Raw genomic sequence first — 18,221 nt, 5'->3', positions numbered from 1 at the left:
GAGGTTCTTTTAATTGTGCCATAATAAAGTGTTCAAATTCAAGCTGACATTTAAATTTTCGACAAGGATCGTCTCTGACATTTTTATGACCATATTGCATTTTAACGTTTATTTAGCATTAATCCAAGTATTTCGTGCTTTTGAACGTTAGTTTGATTGTGCTTGGCTGTGGTATGCTTGTTGCTTGATGAGGGGAGGAGGAAAATTATGCTCAAAAATAGACTTTCAGAAAAAGCAATACCTATATTGTTTGATGTGGTCGTCTGGAGTGGGTTTGCGGCCTTTTTGGTAGCCACCTATATCGCTTGGCAGACTTTGGTGGACCGATTCCCCGGTCCGGTTGATACCCTGCTCGGTGTACTCCAGAAATTTGTGGCTTAAAACTTGGGGGAGAATTCGAACCTTAATCTGGATTTACATGTTGACTTCGGTGATTGTAGAATTACAATCTAGACAGATGAAATTGAATTCCCCTATCACCGGAGAGTCCCATGGATATTATTCTTGAGAACATAATTGTTTTTGGCGCAATCGGGGTTGCGTTCGTATATTTAGCTAAAAAGTGGTTTGGTAAAAGAGGTGGGGCTTGCGGATGCGGCTGTGATTGCCCGGCTTCGAAAGGGCCTGATGGGTGCGGTAATGACTCAGATGCTTGCATAACGGATCTTCGACAAAAGTAGCAAAAAAATAAAATGTTTCGTTTTTAAGGTATGTTATGTGTTTTCTGTGCTCCATTTGAATGAATATGGATTTCATGAAGATGAACAAGCCGTCTACTCCAAGTAGGCGGCTTTTTTTGTTCTTAAAGGCACTTTCATAATAATCATTAAGATTATCGTAATTAACTACTATTTAAGTATGTATTGTGCATAATAAACACTTTTCCATATTTCAGAAACAAAAATGTAAATCGATTTGTGAAAAAATGTTCAAATATGTTGTTTTTAGTACAAAATGAAGTTCGAATTTGAACTTTCAATGAGATAAAAGAGACGGTTAACGAAACTTAGAATCAGAAGCAGCAGCCATCAATATATTGTTGTTCTAAATCGCTTTTTAAGTAAAATGTCAATTTTTTTAGTTACTTAAAAGTTAAAAAAGAACATTTTTTTCTTAATAAAAACGAGATAAATTGTCTCAAAAAGACGTCATTTTAGAAGTTAGCTATTAAAATTTTTTTAAGCTACTCTTTTTTGCTGAAATTGTCAGAGGATTATGTTAACACTCTGTTACTTTCAGCTCGTCACATTGCCACATTTTATTTCAGGCTAGACGAATTAGTTCTCGTAAACAACTGGTTTCCTTTAAAAATTTGGGTTTTAACAAGAATGTGTATCTGCAGGCTTCCCCGCTTGCGGAGTTCTATCTCATTCTCAGACCATAGGGAGGGGAAGTGGCCAAGAAGAAGATTAGGTTCATGTGTACTGCCTTTCGTGACGGATTTCAGTCCGTTTACGGAGCCAGGGTAAAGACCGACGATTTCCTGCCTGCTGTTGAAGCAACAAGAGAAGCAGGAGTCGATTGGTTCGAAGCTGGCGGGGGCGCACGGTTCCAGGCCCTCTATTTCTATTCCAATGAATGTGCTTTTGATATGATGGACAGGTTCAGGGAAACAGCAGGTCCCGATGCCGATCTCCAGACTCTCGCTCGCGGGGTTAACGTTGTCGGACTTGAGTCCCAGCCCAGTGACGTCATCAAAGCCCATGCTGATCTCTTTGCCAAACATGGCATCACTACTATCCGTAACTTTGACGCGCTCAACGACGTCAACAACCTGATCTACAGCGGTCAGTGTATTGCTGATGCCGGCCTCAAACACCAGGTGGTTGTTTCCATGATGGAGCTGCCCCCGGGATGTTCCGGCGCTCATGATGCCGCATTTTACGAGAAGACTCTGCGTCAGATTCTTGATGCGGATATTCCTTTTGATTCTGTCTGTTTTAAAGACGCATCCGGTACTTCCACCCCGGCCAAGGTCTACGAGACCATTAAAGCCGCTAAGAAGATGCTGCCCGAAGATGTTCTGCTCCACTTCCATACACATGAGACAGCAGGAATCGGCGGTCTTTGCTATCATTCCGCTATCGAAGCCGGCGCTGATGCTATCGACCTGTCCATGGCCCCCGCTTCCGGCGGTACCTGCCAGACCGACATCATCACCATGTGGCACATCCTGCGTGGAACCGATTACACCCTTGATGTCGATGTTGATAAAATCATTAAAGCTGAAGATGTCTTCCGCGATTGCATGAAGGACTACTTCCTGCCGCCCGAAGCAACTCAGGTTGATCCCATGATCCCCTTCAGCCCCATGCCCGGTGGCGCACTGACTGCAAATACCCAGATGCTCCGCGATAACGGTCTCATGGATAAATATCCCGAAATCATCCGTGCCATGAGTGAAGTTGTGCGCAAGGGTGGATTCGGTACTTCCGTTACTCCCGTTTCCCAGTTTTACTTCCAGCAGGCATTCAATAACGTAATGTTTGGTCCCTGGGAAAAGTTTGCTGACGGTTACGGTAAAATGGTTCTGGGTTACTTCGGTAAAACTCCGGTCGAGCCTGATCCGGAAATCGTTAAGCTCGCTTCTGAACAGATGGAGCTTGAACCCACCAAGAAGAGTCCGCTTGAAATCAACGATGCAGATCCTTCCAAAGGTCTCGCTCCTGCGCGTGAAATCTGCGAAAAAGAGGGCTTCGAACTTACCGATGAAAACGTTTTCATCGTCGCTACCTGTAAAGATAAAGGTGTCAGCTACCTCAAAGGCGATGCCCGTATCGGTATCCGCTACAAGAAGGATGTTGAAGCCGAGCAGCTTCAGAAGCTGGGTGCTTCCGTTGGCGGCGGTACCGGTTCCGGTCCCGTTAATGTAACAGTGGACGGACAGTCCTACACCGTTAACGTGGACGGTTCTACCGCGACTATCAACGGTAAATCCTTCAACATCGGTGCTGGCGATGCTCCTGCAGCCGGCGGCGCAGCTCCTGCTGCAGCACCCGCAGGCGCAACCGAGCCTATTGCTGCTCCCATGCCTGGTCTGATTATCAGGATGGCTGTAGATCCCGGCACACAGGTGCAGGAAGGACAGACCATTGTCGTTATGGAAGCCATGAAGATGGAAATGGAAGTTAAGGCGCACAAGGCCGGTACTGTGAACTCCTTCTCGGTTACTGCCGGGGATCAGGTTCAGCAGGGTCAGCCCCTTGCCCAGATGACCGTTTAATCTCCTGACCTCTAATCTATAAGGAGATAGCAAATGCAACAGATGTTGTTCAGCTGGGACAATGTGACCGCTGGAAACGGCGTGGCACTTTCCATTACCGGTATGTGCATTGTGTTCACAGCCCTTCTTCTGGTCAGTGTCTACATCGCGCTGCTGCCAAAGCTTGCTGCGTTCTTAAATAAGATAATTCCGCCTTCCGCCCATCACTCCGGGCCGGTAGCCAATGCCCCCGCCCCGCAGGTCCAGACCGGACCTTCAGAAGCGGAAATTGTGGCCGCCGCAGTGGCGTATCTGCATAAAAACAAGGGCTAGACAGACGTTATGGATATACTTCTGCACTTCTTAAGCACAACGGGCTTTGCGGAAATGACTCCGGGCAACTTTATCATGATTGTCATCGGAATCATCTTCATCGCTCTGGCTATTATCAAGGACTACGAGCCGCTGCTGCTCCTGCCCATCGGGTTCGGGGCTATCGTGGGCAACATCCCGTCCATCGCCGGGATGCCGCTCAGCGTCTATGACGAAGGCAGCGTGCTTTATTATATCTACTTCGGGGTCAGCGCAGGGATCTTCCCGCCGTTGATCTTCCTCGGCATCGGAGCCATGACCGACTTCTCGTGCATGCTCTCCAACCCGAGGCTGGTGCTGCTCGGCGCAGCGGCCCAGATGGGTATTTTTGCAACCCTTCTCGGAGCTATGTACATGGGCTTCACTCCCAGTGAAGCAGGTGCAATCGGCATTATCGGCGGTGCGGACGGGCCTACGGCTATCTTCCTCTCCTCCAAGCTGGCACCGCACCTCCTAGGCGCGATTGCCATTGCCGCGTACTCTTATATGGCTCTGGTTCCGGTTATTCAGCCTCCGATCATGAAGCTGATGACCACCAAGAAAGAGCGACTCATCCGCATGAGCGCACCCCGTGAAGTTTCCACCCGTGAAAAAATCCTTTTTCCCGTGGGCGGATTCATTATCACAGCACTTATCGCTCCGGGCTCACTTGCCCTTGTCGGTATGCTCTTCTTCGGTAACCTGCTTAAAGAATCTGGCGTAACCGAGCGTCTGGCCGAGACCGCGCGTACCGCGCTTATCGACTCAGTCACCATCCTGCTTGGTTTCTCCGTTGGCGCATCCACTCAGGCTCAGACATTCCTGACCCCTGACAGCCTGCTTATTTTCGGGCTGGGTGCTGCATCCTTCTGTGTTGCAACCGCAAGTGGATTGGCTTTTGCCAAGCTCATGAACGTGTTCTCCAAGGACAAGATCAACCCGTTGGTCGGCGCTGCCGGTGTATCAGCTGTTCCTGACTCCGCACGAGTCGTTCAGATGGTCGCCCGTGACGAAGATCCGCATAACTTCCTGCTCATGCACGCCATGGCCCCTAACGTAGCCGGGGTTCTTGGTTCCGCAGTTGGTGCAGGTGTTCTCTGGTCCGTTCTGGCAATGTAGGAGAAATCAGGATGAATATGCTTTCCAATAAAACCATGATGACAAAACGCAAACGTACCGTTGCGCTTGCGACACCTGGTAAGCCGGAAAGCAAGCTGGCAACAGCAGGTCGCAACTGACCGAATCAAAGGCGCATTCCCACGCAGGGAATGCGCCTTTTCATTTATGATACCCCGGCAGGGGGAAGTGTGAACATTATTGGTCTAATTGCTATAAAATTTGCGATGCCGAACAGGGAGCTGTTCACTAGGGAAAACTTATTAATTTTAAGTAAATGAACAGTGGCATTTTTTTGCAAATGACGTTAGGCCGACTCATCAGAAGTTGTTGAGACTTACATTTTCTTTGGAGGAAAAAACAGTGGCTAGTCAGTCAACCTATGAGTTTTACAAAGATGACCTTTCCAAGATTCCGCCTCTTCGTGCAATCGCGGAAACTCTGCTTGCAGATAAGAGGGTAAGAAAAGTCAACGCGGCGGAAGCTTATGAGCTTGCCAGCAAGCAGTGGGACGTGATGGAGACAGACCATCCTATTTACCCCGAAGCTGCTAAAAGGCTCGGCCTGCCCGAGGGAGCAAAGCTGCTCAACCATTGCCATGGTAAAATCGTTGGCCGTACTGCTTTGGCGCGTCGTTTTTACAACCGTTTGAACGGCCCGGACCAGCGCAAAGTCCTCGGTGACCTCAGGGAAGCCATTTCCGATATGCAGGAACGCCCGCTCATCAAGGCTGAAGCTGTTGTCGGGATGGATCAGGATCTGATGATCAAAGCCACCATCCTAGGCGGCGAAGATGATGCAGCGAATATTTTCAACTGGCTGGTCAACTTTACTCCCTTTGATGAAGTTGCCAAAGAATACGCTAAGAGCGCGAAGCTCCCCATTCAGGATATAATCATTATCGGCGACAACCTCTGGCGCAACGATGATCCTTTTTACCACAATCAGGGTTTCCCCCAGCTGGCACTCGTAGATGAAGAATGCAATGTCATCTACAATTTCGGTATGCGTTACTTCGGTGAGCGTAAGAAGGGTACCCTGACTCTGGCTTGGACTTCCGGTATCCGTGTAGGTATGGCTGCCTGTCATGGCGGTATCAAGGAAATTGATTTCTCCGGCTGTGCAGATAAGGAAAGCAAGGCTCTGGGCAAAAAATCCATCGCCTTTTTCGGTCTTTCCGGTACAGGTAAATCTTCGCACACCAACTCCCATGACAACGGCGGAACCCTGCCTGAAGGATTCGCCAAGAAAGTGCTGCACGATGACGCTTTCCAGATTGATATTGAGAACCGCGTCTGCCGCGCATGGGAACCGACTCTTTTCGATAAAACCGATTCCAGACCTCTGGGCAACCCGGACTGGAAATACATGGTTTCCGTCATGAACCACGCTATGCTGGAGATTGACGGCAAGGTTATGCCTCTGGGTGAAGATATCCGTAACCCCAACGGTCGTGCTCTTATTGACCGTGACGTTATCGGTGAACACGTAAACCGTTGTTCCTTCCCCAATTCCTTGTGCTGGTTGATGAAAGATACCTGCCTGCCGCCGATCATCCGTTTTACCGATACCTACCTTGCGGTAGCTATGGGTGCATCGCTGATGACCAAGCGCAACCTCGCGGAAAACGTTTCTGAAGAAGAACTCAAGAAACTTGTCTTCATCCCCTACGCCAACCCCTTCCGTGTTTACGAACTCTGGAAAGACGTTGAAGCATTCGCACATGTCTTCGACAGCGGTGCAGCTGGTTACACCTTCAACTCCGTAGGTTTCTGGCGTTCTTCCGATACCGACCTGCACGCCATTCCCCTGCAGACTTCCCTCACACTCCAGACCATGATCCTCACCGACCAGCTGGAATGGGAAGACTGGGAACTCTTGCCCGGAGCACAGATTCCCAAACGCAACTGCATGGAACGGGTACTGCCCGGTTTCTACGATACCTACAACCCGGCTAACGTAGAACACCGCGCCGAGTACTTCCAGACCCTTAAGGATCGCTTCGCACAGCGCAGACACTTCCTTGAGCAGACCGAAGATCTCAACTGCAAACCTGAACTTCTCGCAAAACTTACCGAAGTTCTGCACATTAAAGGCTGGTTCTCTTAGAATGATGCCTCCGGCGGCCCTACTGGGCTTCGCCACCTAGCGCATAAGAGTTACACAACAAAGGCCCCGCAATATCTTGATGATATTGCGGGGCCTTGTTTATGGAGTGTTTATTAAAATATGGGCGAAGCATATTAAAACGTCTTTGAAAGAGAGGGGATGGGGTCTGGGGAAGGGGAGAGAATACTTTGGGCGTTAGCAAAGTTTTCTCTCCCCTTTCCCAGCTGCCGGAGGCAAAACTAATGCACAGCAGAACGTTTGGACAAGTTTTCGTAGAGTGTCCATGTTTTGAGAAACTCGGCATCAAAGGACCGCTTTTCGGTATAAGCCCGGGCACTTTTTTTCATGTACTGCAGCAGTTCAGGGTGATCAGCGAGGCGAACTATGGCTCGTGAAAGCGCATCGGAATTTCCGGCCTCAACGATCAGCCCGGTAGTATCTTCGATCAGGTTCTCGCAAGGCCCACCGCAATCTGTGACGATCACGGGTAGACCGGATGCTTGTGCTTCAAGTACCACGTTACCGAAGGTGTCGGTTGCTGAGGGAAAAACGAATACATCGGAACTGGCGTAGCAGGCGGAAAGTTCTTCGCCCCCAAGATATCCCGTGAAAGTGACCGGGCAACCTTCCAAACGCTTTTTCATTTCTTCAAGATAAGGACCATCACCGACAACTACCAGATGCAGTTCCGGGCGTATGGAGGATACTGTTTTAAAAGCACTGGTAAGTACGTCAAGGTTCTTTTCTTTGGAAACCCGTCCGACATAGAGCAGTTTGAGTGATTCTTTGACCTTGAAACGTCCGTCGTAAAAACCGTTGCGTTTTTCCGGAGTGAAGCGGTTGATATCAACACCACGCGGGTATGTTTTGATTTTATAGGGCTTAACCCCTTTGGCTGCCAGCTCATCTCCGGTGGCTTCGGAAGGAACAAATACCGTATCCATTTGGTTGTAAAACCAGATCATGAATTTCCAAGCCATATCTTCCAGGCCCGTGTCATCCGTGAATGCTCGTACATACTGGGGAAAAGAAGTGTGGTATGTGCCGTGAACGGGAAGCTTAAGCAATTTTGAAACAGCCAGCCCGGCCAGCCCTACTGGACCGGGGGTGGCAAGATGAAGCAGGGTGTAGTTTTTCTCAAGGCAGTGCGCCAGCACACGCAGGAAGGGCGGATATTTAAAAGATAGTTCCGGGTATTCAGGAAGCACAAATTCACCTGCCGGAGTGAAGTTGATTACCTGATCATTCGAGCCTTCAGAACCGCAGGTGATTACGGTAAGTTTTTTGTCATGCTTGCGGGCTACATCAAGCTGGTGCTGAAGAGTCAGGGCCACACCGTTCACATCACTGAAGGTATCGGTAAAATGTGCGATTTTGGTTTCATTTTCAAGTGGATCAGCGTGGCCGAAAGAGGTCAGGCAGTCACGGGCAAATTCGCGCTCACTGGCGAACAGGCCGTACGAAACAAAATAGGGAGCCAGCAGTGTATAAAGGGAACCGGCTGCACCGATGGTGTGAAATACATCAAAGAGGTTCGCGCCCAGAGCACTGTTGATTATCTTATCTCCGAGGCCGGAAAGAACTTTATCTGTGGCATTACCAACAAACCTGAACCATTCCTCCTCAAGCTCTTCGGGTCTGTATTTAAAACCGCAGCTGATATTGCGGGCTCGTTCATCTTTTTCAACAATGCGGTTTGCTTCCCGAAGCAGGGCGGCCTGTACGGAATCGGAAGTATTAAAATATTTTTTGGAACGCTGGCGGTAGATAAAGTTTTGCAGCTTCTCAAGAATCGAAGGGCTTTCCTTGTCGCCGGGATCAAGCACGTTATCTATGTAGCAAAAGCATTCAGCAGAGCGTTTCAGCTTGGTGCAGTCGAAATGGCTTTTGTAGAATTGGTAGGCAATTCCGTACAGGTTGTGGGCCATTGTATGCGGAGTGGCCGGTTTGCCTTGGACCATGGTCCGGCCTTCCTTGACAGCCTGAAGCATTTCCTGCGGGGTCGTTGCGTTTACAACTTCAGTGTAAACACGGGCGATATTGATGCCGGAATGGTCGTCTGAACCTCCGGTAAGCCCTTTTGCCCAAGGGGTACTGCCGTACGGTTCTATACCGTGTTTATTGGCGAGCTTATCGATTGTTTCAGGAATCAGGCTGTCTACAATTGTACGCAGGGCTGAGTTCTGCATTTCATCACGTGTGCCATTCATTTCAAGGGTATTGAAGAGAAGCAGGGCCTTCTCAAAGTGTTCCGGGGTCAGTCTTTCGTTGACAGCAAAAAGAGGGTGGGCCAGTACGTGAACAATGTTCTGTTCGCGGAGGTAGGGAACGAGATCAAATACATTTTCACGTAGTTTCTGGAATTCGCGGTGCTGTTCTTCAGTGATGTCGTAGGCCAGTACGTGCAGTTTGCAGCCGTCTTCGGGGAAATAAGTAGTGATCTCTTCACTGATAAAAGCGTTATCAAGGTGGGCGATTTCAAGACTTCCGTTAATGGTATTGTGATCGGTAATGGTGACCATATTCATGGACCGGGACATGGCGCGGTCATAAATTTTCAGCGGTTCGGTAAAGCTCTCCGGACAGCCCAGCTTTTGCAGAATCCACTGGGACGGACGGGTTGAATATTTAGAGTGTACATGCAGGTCCACCCTTACATTAGAACCTTTCATGGCAAAATCCTCCTGAAATTAGCGCCTTGGCTGTAAACGAGATATGATTTGATTTCGCCTTTTTTAATAAGGACAGGAGGCTGTAACAGTCCCACGGTACGGTTACGGTTTAGAGTATTTTCAGAGAACAAAAGAAAGGCCGCATTCCATGAGGAATGCGGCCTTATTGCTTGTATTCTTAATCAGGCTACCAGTTCAAGGTCTCCTTGAATGCGATAGCGAGATCTTCAACATTGCTGCGGACAATACCAGCGGAACCTTCCATGAGGCCGAAGGAGTTTCCGCCAACGGTCATACCGATGCGCTGGCAGATCTGGCCTGCGAAGAGTTCTTCGAATTTGCCTGCATTCTCAGGCGCTACGGTGACTGCAAAACGGGATGCGGATTCACTGTAGAGCACGGAAAGGGTGGACATGCCGTATTCAGTGGGAACGGAACGCAGATCAACTTCACAACCAATGCGTCCGCCGAGAGCCATCTCAGCGAGGGCAACACCCAGACCACCGTCGGAAAGGTCATGGCAGGAGGTTACGAGTCTCTGACGCATGGCCTGGTTGAGGGTGATGTAGCGGGTCTTTGCAGTGAGTGCTTCAACATGGGGAACTTTGTCGTGAACAAAGTTCAGCTGGGAAGCGATTTCGGAACCGCCCATTTCGTCGCGGGTCATACCGAGTACGTAAATGAACTCTCCGGGCTTCTTGAAGTCGGAGGTTACGCACATGTTGATGTCCGGCACGATACCCACTGCAGAGAACAGTACGGTCGGTGGGATGGATATTTTTACGCCACCGCCTTTGTAGTCGTTCTTCATGGAGTCTTTACCGGAGATGCAGGGGACTCCGAAAGCACGGCAGAAGTGGGACAGAGCATGGTTAGCACGGACAAGCTGGGCCAGCTTGTAGTGTCCGTCAGGTGTGGATTCGGACTGAACCGGGTCACACCAGCAGAAGTTGTCGATACCGGCCATGTGAGTGATGTCACCGCCGACAGCTACAGCGTTACGGATGGCTTCGTCAACTGCGTTGGCCATCATCCAGTAGGTGTCGAGATCGGAGAATTTGGGGCAGATGCCGTGGGATACGACCAGACCTTTGTCATCATCAAAGTCGGGGCGGAGCACACCTGCATCGGCGGGACCATCTTCCTGTTCACCGACCAGAGGCTTGACCACACTGCGGCCCTGAACTTCGTGGTCGTACTGGCGGATAACGTATTCCTTGCTGCAGATATTCAGACGGCCGAGCATGTCTTTGAGCAGTCCGGTGTGGTCTGCTACTTCAGGCTCGCCGGAGAATTCGATTTCAGGACGTTTCCAGACAGCTTTAAGCTGCATCTGGGGCACGCCGTCATGCAGGAAGTCCATGCGCAGGCAGGCCACGGGCTTTTCGCCGTAACGGATGTTGTAGAGGCCGCTGTCGGTGTAAGTACCGAGTGCAGTAGCTTCAACGTCCATTTCGTCAGCCAGAGCCATGAACTCGTCCAGCTTTTCAGGTGGAACAGCGAGAGTCATGCGTTCCTGTGCTTCGGAAACAAGGATTTCCCAAGGCTTGAGACCGTCGTATTTGAGCGGGGCTTTAGCGAGATCGAGATCACAACCGCCGCTATCTTCAGCCATTTCACCTACGGAAGAGGAGAGGCCGCCTGCACCGTTATCGGTAATGGCGTTGTACAGGCCCAGATCGCGGGCACGCATCAGGCAGTCGTACATTTTACGCTGAGTGATGGGGTCACCGATCTGAACTGCGGTTGCGGGAGAACCTTCGTGAAGTTCTTCGGAAGAAAAGGTTGCGCCGTGGATACCGTCTTTACCGATGCGACCACCGGTCATAACGATGATATCGCCGGGCATGGCCTGTTTTTCGTAGCTTAAGCGTCCGGCAGATTCAACAGGCATTGTGCCTACTGTTCCGCAGTAAACAAGAGGCTTACCAAGGTATCTTTCGTCGAAAACAATGGAGCCGTTCACAGTGGGGATACCGGATTTGTTACCACCGTGCTCGACACCTTCGCGAACGCCTTCGAAAACGCGGCGCGGGTGCAGCAGACGCGGGGGCAGCTCACCCTCGTGGAAAGGGGAAGCGAAACAGAATACATCAGTGTTGCAGAGCAGGTTCGCGCCCAGCCCGGTTCCCATGGGGTCACGGTTAACACCGACGATACCGGTCAACGCTCCGCCGTAAGGATCAAGGGCGGAGGGGCTGTTGTGTGTTTCCATTTTTACGCAGACATTGAGCTTGTCATTGAACTTAATGACGCCAGCGTTATCTTTGAACACGGACAGGCAGAAATCATCGTCGCCTTTTTCAGCACGGATTTCCTTGGTGGTGTTCATGATGTAGCTTTTGTAGAGGCTGTCTACGGTGGAGGAAACACCGGTTTCCTTGTTGTCGTATTCAATCTTGGAACTGAAAATTTTGTGCTTGCAGTGCTCGGACCAAGTCTGGGCCAATGCTTCAAGTTCAGCATCGGTAGGCTGGGCGGTGAGACCCATTTCTTCGCGCTGCTTAACAACTTCGGGATCAGCGTAGTAGTCTCGGATGCAGTGGAACTCTTCAAGGCTCAGAGCCAGAGTGTTTGCACGGCTGAAGGCCATCATTTCATCGTCAGACATTGCTGCGAGGTCAATGATAACAACTTCGTCGCTGGCTTTACCGGTAACACGTGCAGCCTTGGCTTCGAAACCGGGTGATTTAACCCATTCATCCGCGGAACGGATTTCGTAACGCTGGATAAGTTCGTTTGCCAGCAGGTCTTTTGCAATGTGGCTGACCTTTTCCAGACCGAGTTCTTCGGCAAACAGGTACTGGGTGGAAGTGTAAACTTTAACTGCTTCCACATCAGCGGGTTCGGTAACCAGAATTACAGATTCCTTGGCGGTACGGCCTTCGTTATCAGTAACGCCGGGGCGAAAGCCCACCTCAAGGTTCCATGCGAAATCCTTGGCCAGAGGCTCAAGGGAAGGTGTGTGCAGGACCGGGTCGTGCAGAACGCCCAGTTCCAGAACCTTCTCTATTTCGTCTTTTTCAAGACCTTCTACTGTATATACTTTGATGGTTCGGACTTCCCCGGCTTCAATACCGAGTTCTTCCTTGATTTTATTGGAAACTTTGTGACCGTGAACATCACGGACGTGGTCTTTAAGTGCGACCTCGACACGCCAGAGCATGGGTATCTCCTCTTAATGATTAAAGTCCGGACCTATTTGGCCCAGACCAGTACATTTCCGCCTAAATCCTTGGCCTCATAGGTCGCCTTGTCTGCACGGCTCAACATGCTTGCGGAAGTATCGCCTTCCTGAAGCACGGTGAGTCCGCCGCTGATGGTGACCTTGCCGGAAAATTTATTTTCCACCCGGAGTCTGATTCTGTTGCCAATGCTCTCAAGAGCCTCGGGCCGGACTTCAGTAACAATAACTCCGAATTCATCTCCCCCGTACCGGCATGGGAAATCCATCCCGGAGCGGAGTTCATTGCGCAGGATTTCTCCCACACCTTTTAAGACATCGTCACCAACCTGATGTCCTTCTGTGTCGTTGACAGCCTTGAACCCGTCAAGATCAAAAAAGAGCAGGCCTACCGGACGTCCGGTGCGCTTGCTGCGGTTGATTTCGCGGGCCATCAAGGAATTGAACTGGGTGTGATTGAAGAGGTCTGTCAACCCGTCAAAGACCGCCTGCCGCTTGAGTTTTTCTTCAAGCCTGCGAATAGCAGTCAGGTCGCGGGCAACGATGAGACTTTTCTCACCCGGTCCGGCCAGTTTGTTGATGACGAATTCAAATGGACGACCGCTGGTATCAGTCCTTTTAAGCAGGACTTCTACAATGGTTTTTTCCTTCTCAAACATTTCCGGTCCCCAGCGTCCCGTGAAGGTGTCGCTGGGTGTTGCGATGTCAAAGATGTTGCGTCCAAGAAATATTTTGGAAAAACGGGAAGATGCATAGTTGATATTCCCGCGCTTATCTACGGTGAGTACTACATCACGCATAGAATCGACCAGTCCTTCCAGAAAATCACGCTGCTTGAGTGCTTGAATCTGGCTTTCGGAAATCTCGCGGATATCCTCCATGACTAGCGTCACAAGTTCATCTTCGCCACGTTTCTGTTTGTAGGCAGAGACGTAAAGGCATGCGTCACGGGGCATACCTCCGGTACGCAGACTGGCACAGATAATCTTGCTGAAAGATTCTTTTGAATCATCTTCAAGGAAACTTTCCCAGCTGGCGCCGATGCCGGACCCAAGTCCGATCCTGAAAAGCTCGCTGAATTTTTTGGCTCCGGAAACAGTCGCACCGCCCAAGAGTCTACTCATCTCTTCATTCATATCAATGAGGTCGCCTTGGGAATCAAGGCTGGCAATCCCAAGCGGCAGAGATTCAAGAGTTTCTGCCCGGCCTTCGATCAGATGCTGTTTTGCGCAGTAATGCTCGTAAGCCTGACCTATGAAGCGAAAATATAGTTTTAAATTTTCGCGGTCTTCGTCGCGCATCTTTTGTGAATCAAAACGGAAATTTCCAAAAGGAATGTCTCTGCTGAGAATATCTTCACCTTTGCTGCGCCTCTGCCATGGTATTTCTTTTTCAGGGATGTTCACCGCGACCACTTCAAGGCCTTCACCAGCGGCAACCCGATAGAGTTTATATTTATCAGTATGAGGTGATTTAAGGCTCAACTCCCAGCTGTTGAGATCCCAGCTGAGCTTGAGATGTCTGCCGATTGTTTTGGCAATTGAATCCATGCCGCCTTCGGCGGTCAGAAGCTCAAGGCTCAGAAAATAACTTGATTGCAGGCTGCGGATGGAATGATTGTAGAAATGTGCGTCAGCTTCCCCTTCTGATATGCCCAGTATGGTCAGCATGGACTGGAATTGGGTCCGGCAGACTTCCCTGAACTGTTCAATAGCATCCTCATCCATATTGAGAGAGCGCTGCAGTTGAACCTCAAATTGCAGAACATTGAAGGGACCGGAACTTTCACCCAGCTCCATCTCTGCCCATTTGGTGGCCAGAATCAGGGCTTTCGTCGGCTCATCAAACGAATCTATATCATCAAGTTCGTGATGGTGCTGCAATGACGGGCAGTCAACGGTGTTCATTTTCCAGCGGGTCAGCAGAAGTTGGCTGAGCGCGCCATGATTCATTCCCCAGATGTCATTCTCATCTTCAGATTGACCATGGTAAGAGTTGGTTATCAGCTTTTTAGAGACATTACCGGGGAGTTCTCCGGGTGCTGCGCAACGCAGGAAAAACAGGGAAATATCTTTGAGCAGGCAGCAAAGGTACACTTTATCAGCCTGATCGGGACAGATCCGGGAGGCGATCAGCTGGGCTGAAATTGCGCCCCAGACGGTCAGCATCCAATCGTTGAAGACTTTGTAGTCGTCATTTTTCAGATTGGTGCAGATGTGCTTCTGGTAGGTGACTGTGACGGCGAGGTTAAGCAGTTCACGTGTGCCCAGTACCACTGCAGCCCTTTTAAAGTCGGAGATCTCCTGTGAAAGGCCGTAGAAGGGAGAGTTTACCAGATTAAGGATCGTGGTGGAAAGCGCCGGGTCCATGCTGATTATTTTACCGAGCACGGCAAAATCTGGTTCCGGCTTGCTTGCCTCTTCCATAAGCTGGAGCATGACCGGAGGAAAGCTGAGTTTCATCATCAAGCGTGGTGATTCGAGTATCTCATCCAGACTCATAGCAACAGCTCCTCTCTTAAAATCCCATCTATTTTTTTCTGGTCAGCACAAAATCAGCGGCCTGTTTAAGTACTTGCTTTTCTTCGCCTTCAGGTAGGGGAGTCAAGCAGTCTTTGGCTTTTTCCACATAATCAGCGGCGTATGCTCTTGTTTTGGCTCCCAGACCGTGCTTCCTGATCTCGGCAAGCACTCTGTCGCGTTTATCGTCAGACAGAGTACGGTTTTTGATCTCGGCAAGCAGTAATTCAGCTTCTTTGTCTTGTAACATTTCAAGATAAAGAATCAACGGTAAAGTGATTTTACCCTCTTTGAGGTCGCCGCCTTCGGGCTTACCAGTATCATCGGAAGGGGATTCGTAATCAAGAGCGTCGTCGACGAGCTGGAAAGCGATTCCCATGTTCAGGCCGAAGTTACCGACAGCATCTTCCATGTCCCGATCATCGGAAGCAAGGATGGCGCCGAGTCTGCAGGAAGTTTCAATCAATCGGGCAGTCTTGCCGATGATGATATCCATGTAGGTCTTACGGTTCATCAGGGGTTCGGAAATATGGGCGATCTCAAGAATTTCACCTTCAACTGTGGACATGATTCCGGATGCGAGTACGGAACTGATGCGCGGCTTGCCGTAGTCAGCGCCTATTTTGTTGGCAAGGGCGAGCAGAACGTCTCCGGCAAGGATGGTTTCGGTGGTCCCGAAAACAAGATGCGAAGCTTCTACGCCCCGTCGCAGGTCTGCATCGTCCAGAATATCGTCATGCAGAAGGGTGGCGGCGTGGAGAAGTTCCAGGGAGCCGGCCAGAGGGTATATGTCATCCTTAGTATAGCCCAGTCCCCGGGCGGAAAGGATAGTGAGAACAGGACGAATCCTCTTGCCTGGGGCAAGAAGAACGTGCCGTGCTACATCTTTGACCAACCCCTCAAGTTTTGCGGTTTCCTGATCCAGAAAACCGTTGATGAGAGGCAATTCATTTTTAAAATAGGCTAATAACTCGATCATCCGCGTATGAATTATCCCGGTTGCGAGAGAACAAGAACAGCTTTGGGAAGTTATTTTACAAGAGTTGAGCAGACCCGTCCCAACTCAGTAAGGGCGCCGCGCAAATCCCAATCATTACTATCCCTTGATCCCACAAGGTTCGAAACAGTCCGCACCTGACATAGCCCCACCCCTGTAAGGGCGCACACATACGCAGCCGCAAAACCTTCCATATTTTCTATATCCGCTGCGTAATCTTTGAAATATGCAGCGGCTCCTTCTGCCGTAGCGGTTACCCCGCTCACAGTCAATGATACAGCTTCGGGCAGATTTGCAAATCGGTCAAGTCCTGAATCAAAAAGACTTTTTCCAGAACAAAGTTCTATTTCGTTCCAAACTGGACTGCCGTCAATTTCCGCAAGGCTGAAGCCCAGCCCTTTAGGATCTACCTGCCCGTTCTTTTTCAGGCCGTATTCGGGCCAGATTTCTTTTGCCACAATGCAGGTGGAGCAAAGGGGAAACCGCTTTGCATCGAATGTTCCGGCAATACCGGCCAGAACAACAACCCCCGCATCGTGCCCGGCCAGTGTTCGGCCGAGAGCAAAAGATGTATTGATTATTCCGATTCCGGTTACCAGCAACAGCCCGGGGCGATCACCGAACATGAATTCAACAGGTTTGCCCTGCTCTAAAGCCGGCAGCTTGCAGACTCCGCCAAGCGCGGCCTTCATCTCCTTGGCTGTTGCCGTAACAAAAAGAATCGGTTTCAAGACTTAAAGTCTCCAGTGCCTGATTCCTGCTTCTTCCAGTTCCTTGCGGTCAAAGAAGCATTTTACATCAATGATTAATGCGTTATCAGGATTTCTGAACCAGCTCTTGATGGTGTCAAGATCCAGATCTTTATATTTATCGTGAGAAACAGCCAGCACAACTGCTTCAAGATTTTTAAAATCATCAAAGGAAGCCGTTTTGATGTCGTATTCTTCGATAGCTTCTTCGGGGTCGGCATATGCATCGTGGATGAGCACATCAACTCCGAAGGATTCAAGTTCATCAACAACATCAACGACTTTGGTGTTGCGCAGGTCGGGTACATTTTCCTTAAAAGTAAGGCCGAGGATACCGACTTTAGCACCTTTAACCTTGCTGTCACCGTTGATCATCTGTTTGATGGTGGTGTCAGCAATGAATTTACCAACGGAGTCATTGATCTTGCGGCCCGCAAGAATAACCTGCGGATGGTGTCCGATCTCTTCCGCCTTGGTGGTCAGGTAATAGGGATCTACTCCGATGCAGTGACCGCCGACCAGACCCGGACGGAAGGGCAGGAAGTTCCATTTGGTTCCCGCTGCTTCAAGAACATCAAGAGTATCAATGCCCATCTTGTCGAAAATCATGGAAAGTTCGTTCATCAGCGAGATGTTCAGGTCTCGCTGGGTGTTTTCAATTACCTTGGCTGCTTCTGCAACTTTGATGCAGGAAGCACGGTGCGTACCGGCGGTAATAATTGAGGAGTAGAGTTCATCCAGCAGTTCGGCAACTTCATCATTGTTACCCGCAACAACCTTGACGATGGTCTGCAGGGTGTGTTCGCGGTCACCGGGATTGATACGCTCGGGTGAGTAACCCACTCCGAAATCATCTCCGTATTTAAGGCCTGATTTTTCTTCAAGGATAGGCACGCAGATGTCTTCGGTCAGTCCGGGGTAGACAGTTGACTCGTAAACAACCACTGAACCGGCGGACATGTTTTCGCCGACCATGGTGGAAGCTCCTACAACAGGACGCAGGTCCGGGTTGCGGGCTTCATCGATGGGAGTAGGGACGGCAACAATGATGATACCGCAATTTTTAAGCAGGGAAGCGTCAGTGCTGAATTCCACATAGTTATGGAAATCATTTTCCAGTACTTCCGCAGTGCGGTCATAACCAGTGCGTAATTCTTTTACACGCTGTTCGGAAATATCAAGCCCCAGCACTTTGAATTTGCGGCCAAGGGCAACTGCGAGAGGTAAGCCTACATAGCCGAGACCTACCACGGCAACTGTTGTGTTCTTTGCTTCAATGTCAGAGAATTTAATCATAAACTTTCTTTGTCCTTTATTGCTTC

Annotated in this window: 11 protein-coding genes; 5 read left to right on the top strand and 6 right to left on the bottom strand. The window is 49.9% G+C overall.

Annotation, left to right across the window (positions count from 1 at the left end; all coding sequences use genetic code 11):
• The first annotated feature begins 207 nt into the window (after window positions 1-207).
• The 5 genes from ACNI29_RS03555 (at window position 208) to ACNI29_RS03535 (ending at window position 6,778) form a co-directional block, all read left to right on the top strand.
• Window positions 208-381: a hypothetical protein gene (locus tag ACNI29_RS03555; protein WP_419780815.1), complete on the top strand. Its 174-nt coding sequence runs from the start codon at window positions 208-210 to the stop codon at window positions 379-381.
• 1,012 nt (window positions 382-1,393) lie between these two features.
• Window positions 1,394-3,223 (top strand): biotin/lipoyl-containing protein, encoded by a 1,830-nt coding sequence (locus ACNI29_RS03550; RefSeq protein ID WP_419780814.1) that lies wholly within the window; start codon window positions 1,394-1,396, stop codon window positions 3,221-3,223.
• A 33-nt stretch (window positions 3,224-3,256) separates the two neighbouring features.
• Window positions 3,257-3,535 (top strand): OadG family protein, encoded by a 279-nt coding sequence (locus tag ACNI29_RS03545; RefSeq protein WP_419780813.1) that lies wholly within the window; start codon window positions 3,257-3,259, stop codon window positions 3,533-3,535.
• Between the two features lie 9 nt (window positions 3,536-3,544).
• Window positions 3,545-4,672 (top strand): sodium ion-translocating decarboxylase subunit beta, encoded by a 1,128-nt coding sequence (locus ACNI29_RS03540; protein WP_419780812.1) that lies wholly within the window; start codon window positions 3,545-3,547, stop codon window positions 4,670-4,672.
• A gap of 360 nt (window positions 4,673-5,032) precedes the next feature.
• Complete coding sequence (locus ACNI29_RS03535; RefSeq protein WP_419780811.1) at window positions 5,033-6,778, top strand: phosphoenolpyruvate carboxykinase; 1,746 nt, start codon at window positions 5,033-5,035, stop codon at window positions 6,776-6,778.
• Between the two features lie 239 nt (window positions 6,779-7,017).
• Here ACNI29_RS03535 and ACNI29_RS03530 read toward each other — a convergent pair whose 3' ends face one another.
• The 6 genes from ACNI29_RS03530 to ACNI29_RS03505 form a co-directional block, all read right to left on the bottom strand.
• Window positions 7,018-9,450: a glycosyltransferase gene (locus ACNI29_RS03530; RefSeq protein WP_419780810.1), complete on the bottom strand. Its 2,433-nt coding sequence runs from the start codon at window positions 9,448-9,450 to the stop codon at window positions 7,018-7,020.
• A gap of 187 nt (window positions 9,451-9,637) precedes the next feature.
• On the bottom strand, window positions 9,638-12,616 hold the full coding sequence (locus ACNI29_RS03525; RefSeq protein WP_419780809.1) for a phosphoribosylformylglycinamidine synthase subunit PurS: 2,979 nt from the start codon (window positions 12,614-12,616) through the stop codon (window positions 9,638-9,640).
• 32 nt (window positions 12,617-12,648) lie between these two features.
• Entirely contained in the window at window positions 12,649-15,135 is a 2,487-nt protein-coding gene (locus tag ACNI29_RS03520; RefSeq protein WP_419780808.1) for a sensor domain-containing diguanylate cyclase, read from the bottom strand.
• Window positions 15,136-15,163: 28 nt separating this feature from the next.
• Window positions 15,164-16,132 (bottom strand): polyprenyl synthetase family protein, encoded by a 969-nt coding sequence (locus ACNI29_RS03515; protein WP_419780807.1) that lies wholly within the window; start codon window positions 16,130-16,132, stop codon window positions 15,164-15,166.
• A gap of 50 nt (window positions 16,133-16,182) precedes the next feature.
• Window positions 16,183-16,881, bottom strand: coding sequence for a futalosine hydrolase (gene mqnB / locus ACNI29_RS03510; RefSeq protein ID WP_419780806.1), 699 nt, complete (start codon window positions 16,879-16,881; stop codon window positions 16,183-16,185).
• Window positions 16,882-16,884: 3 nt separating this feature from the next.
• Window positions 16,885-18,195 carry a nucleotide sugar dehydrogenase gene (locus tag ACNI29_RS03505; protein ID WP_419780805.1) on the bottom strand — a complete coding sequence of 437 codons (1,311 nt, stop codon included), beginning with the start codon at window positions 18,193-18,195 and terminating at the stop codon, window positions 16,885-16,887.
• Between the last annotated feature and the right edge of the window lie 26 nt (window positions 18,196-18,221).

Source organism: Maridesulfovibrio spiralis (SeqCode) (genome assembly GCF_048571135.1).
In the GTDB taxonomy this organism is placed as follows: Bacteria; Desulfobacterota; Desulfovibrionia; order Desulfovibrionales; family Desulfovibrionaceae; genus Maridesulfovibrio; species Maridesulfovibrio spiralis.
Note: the sequence above shows the minus strand (reverse complement) of the source record. Positions and strands in the feature narration are given on the sequence as shown.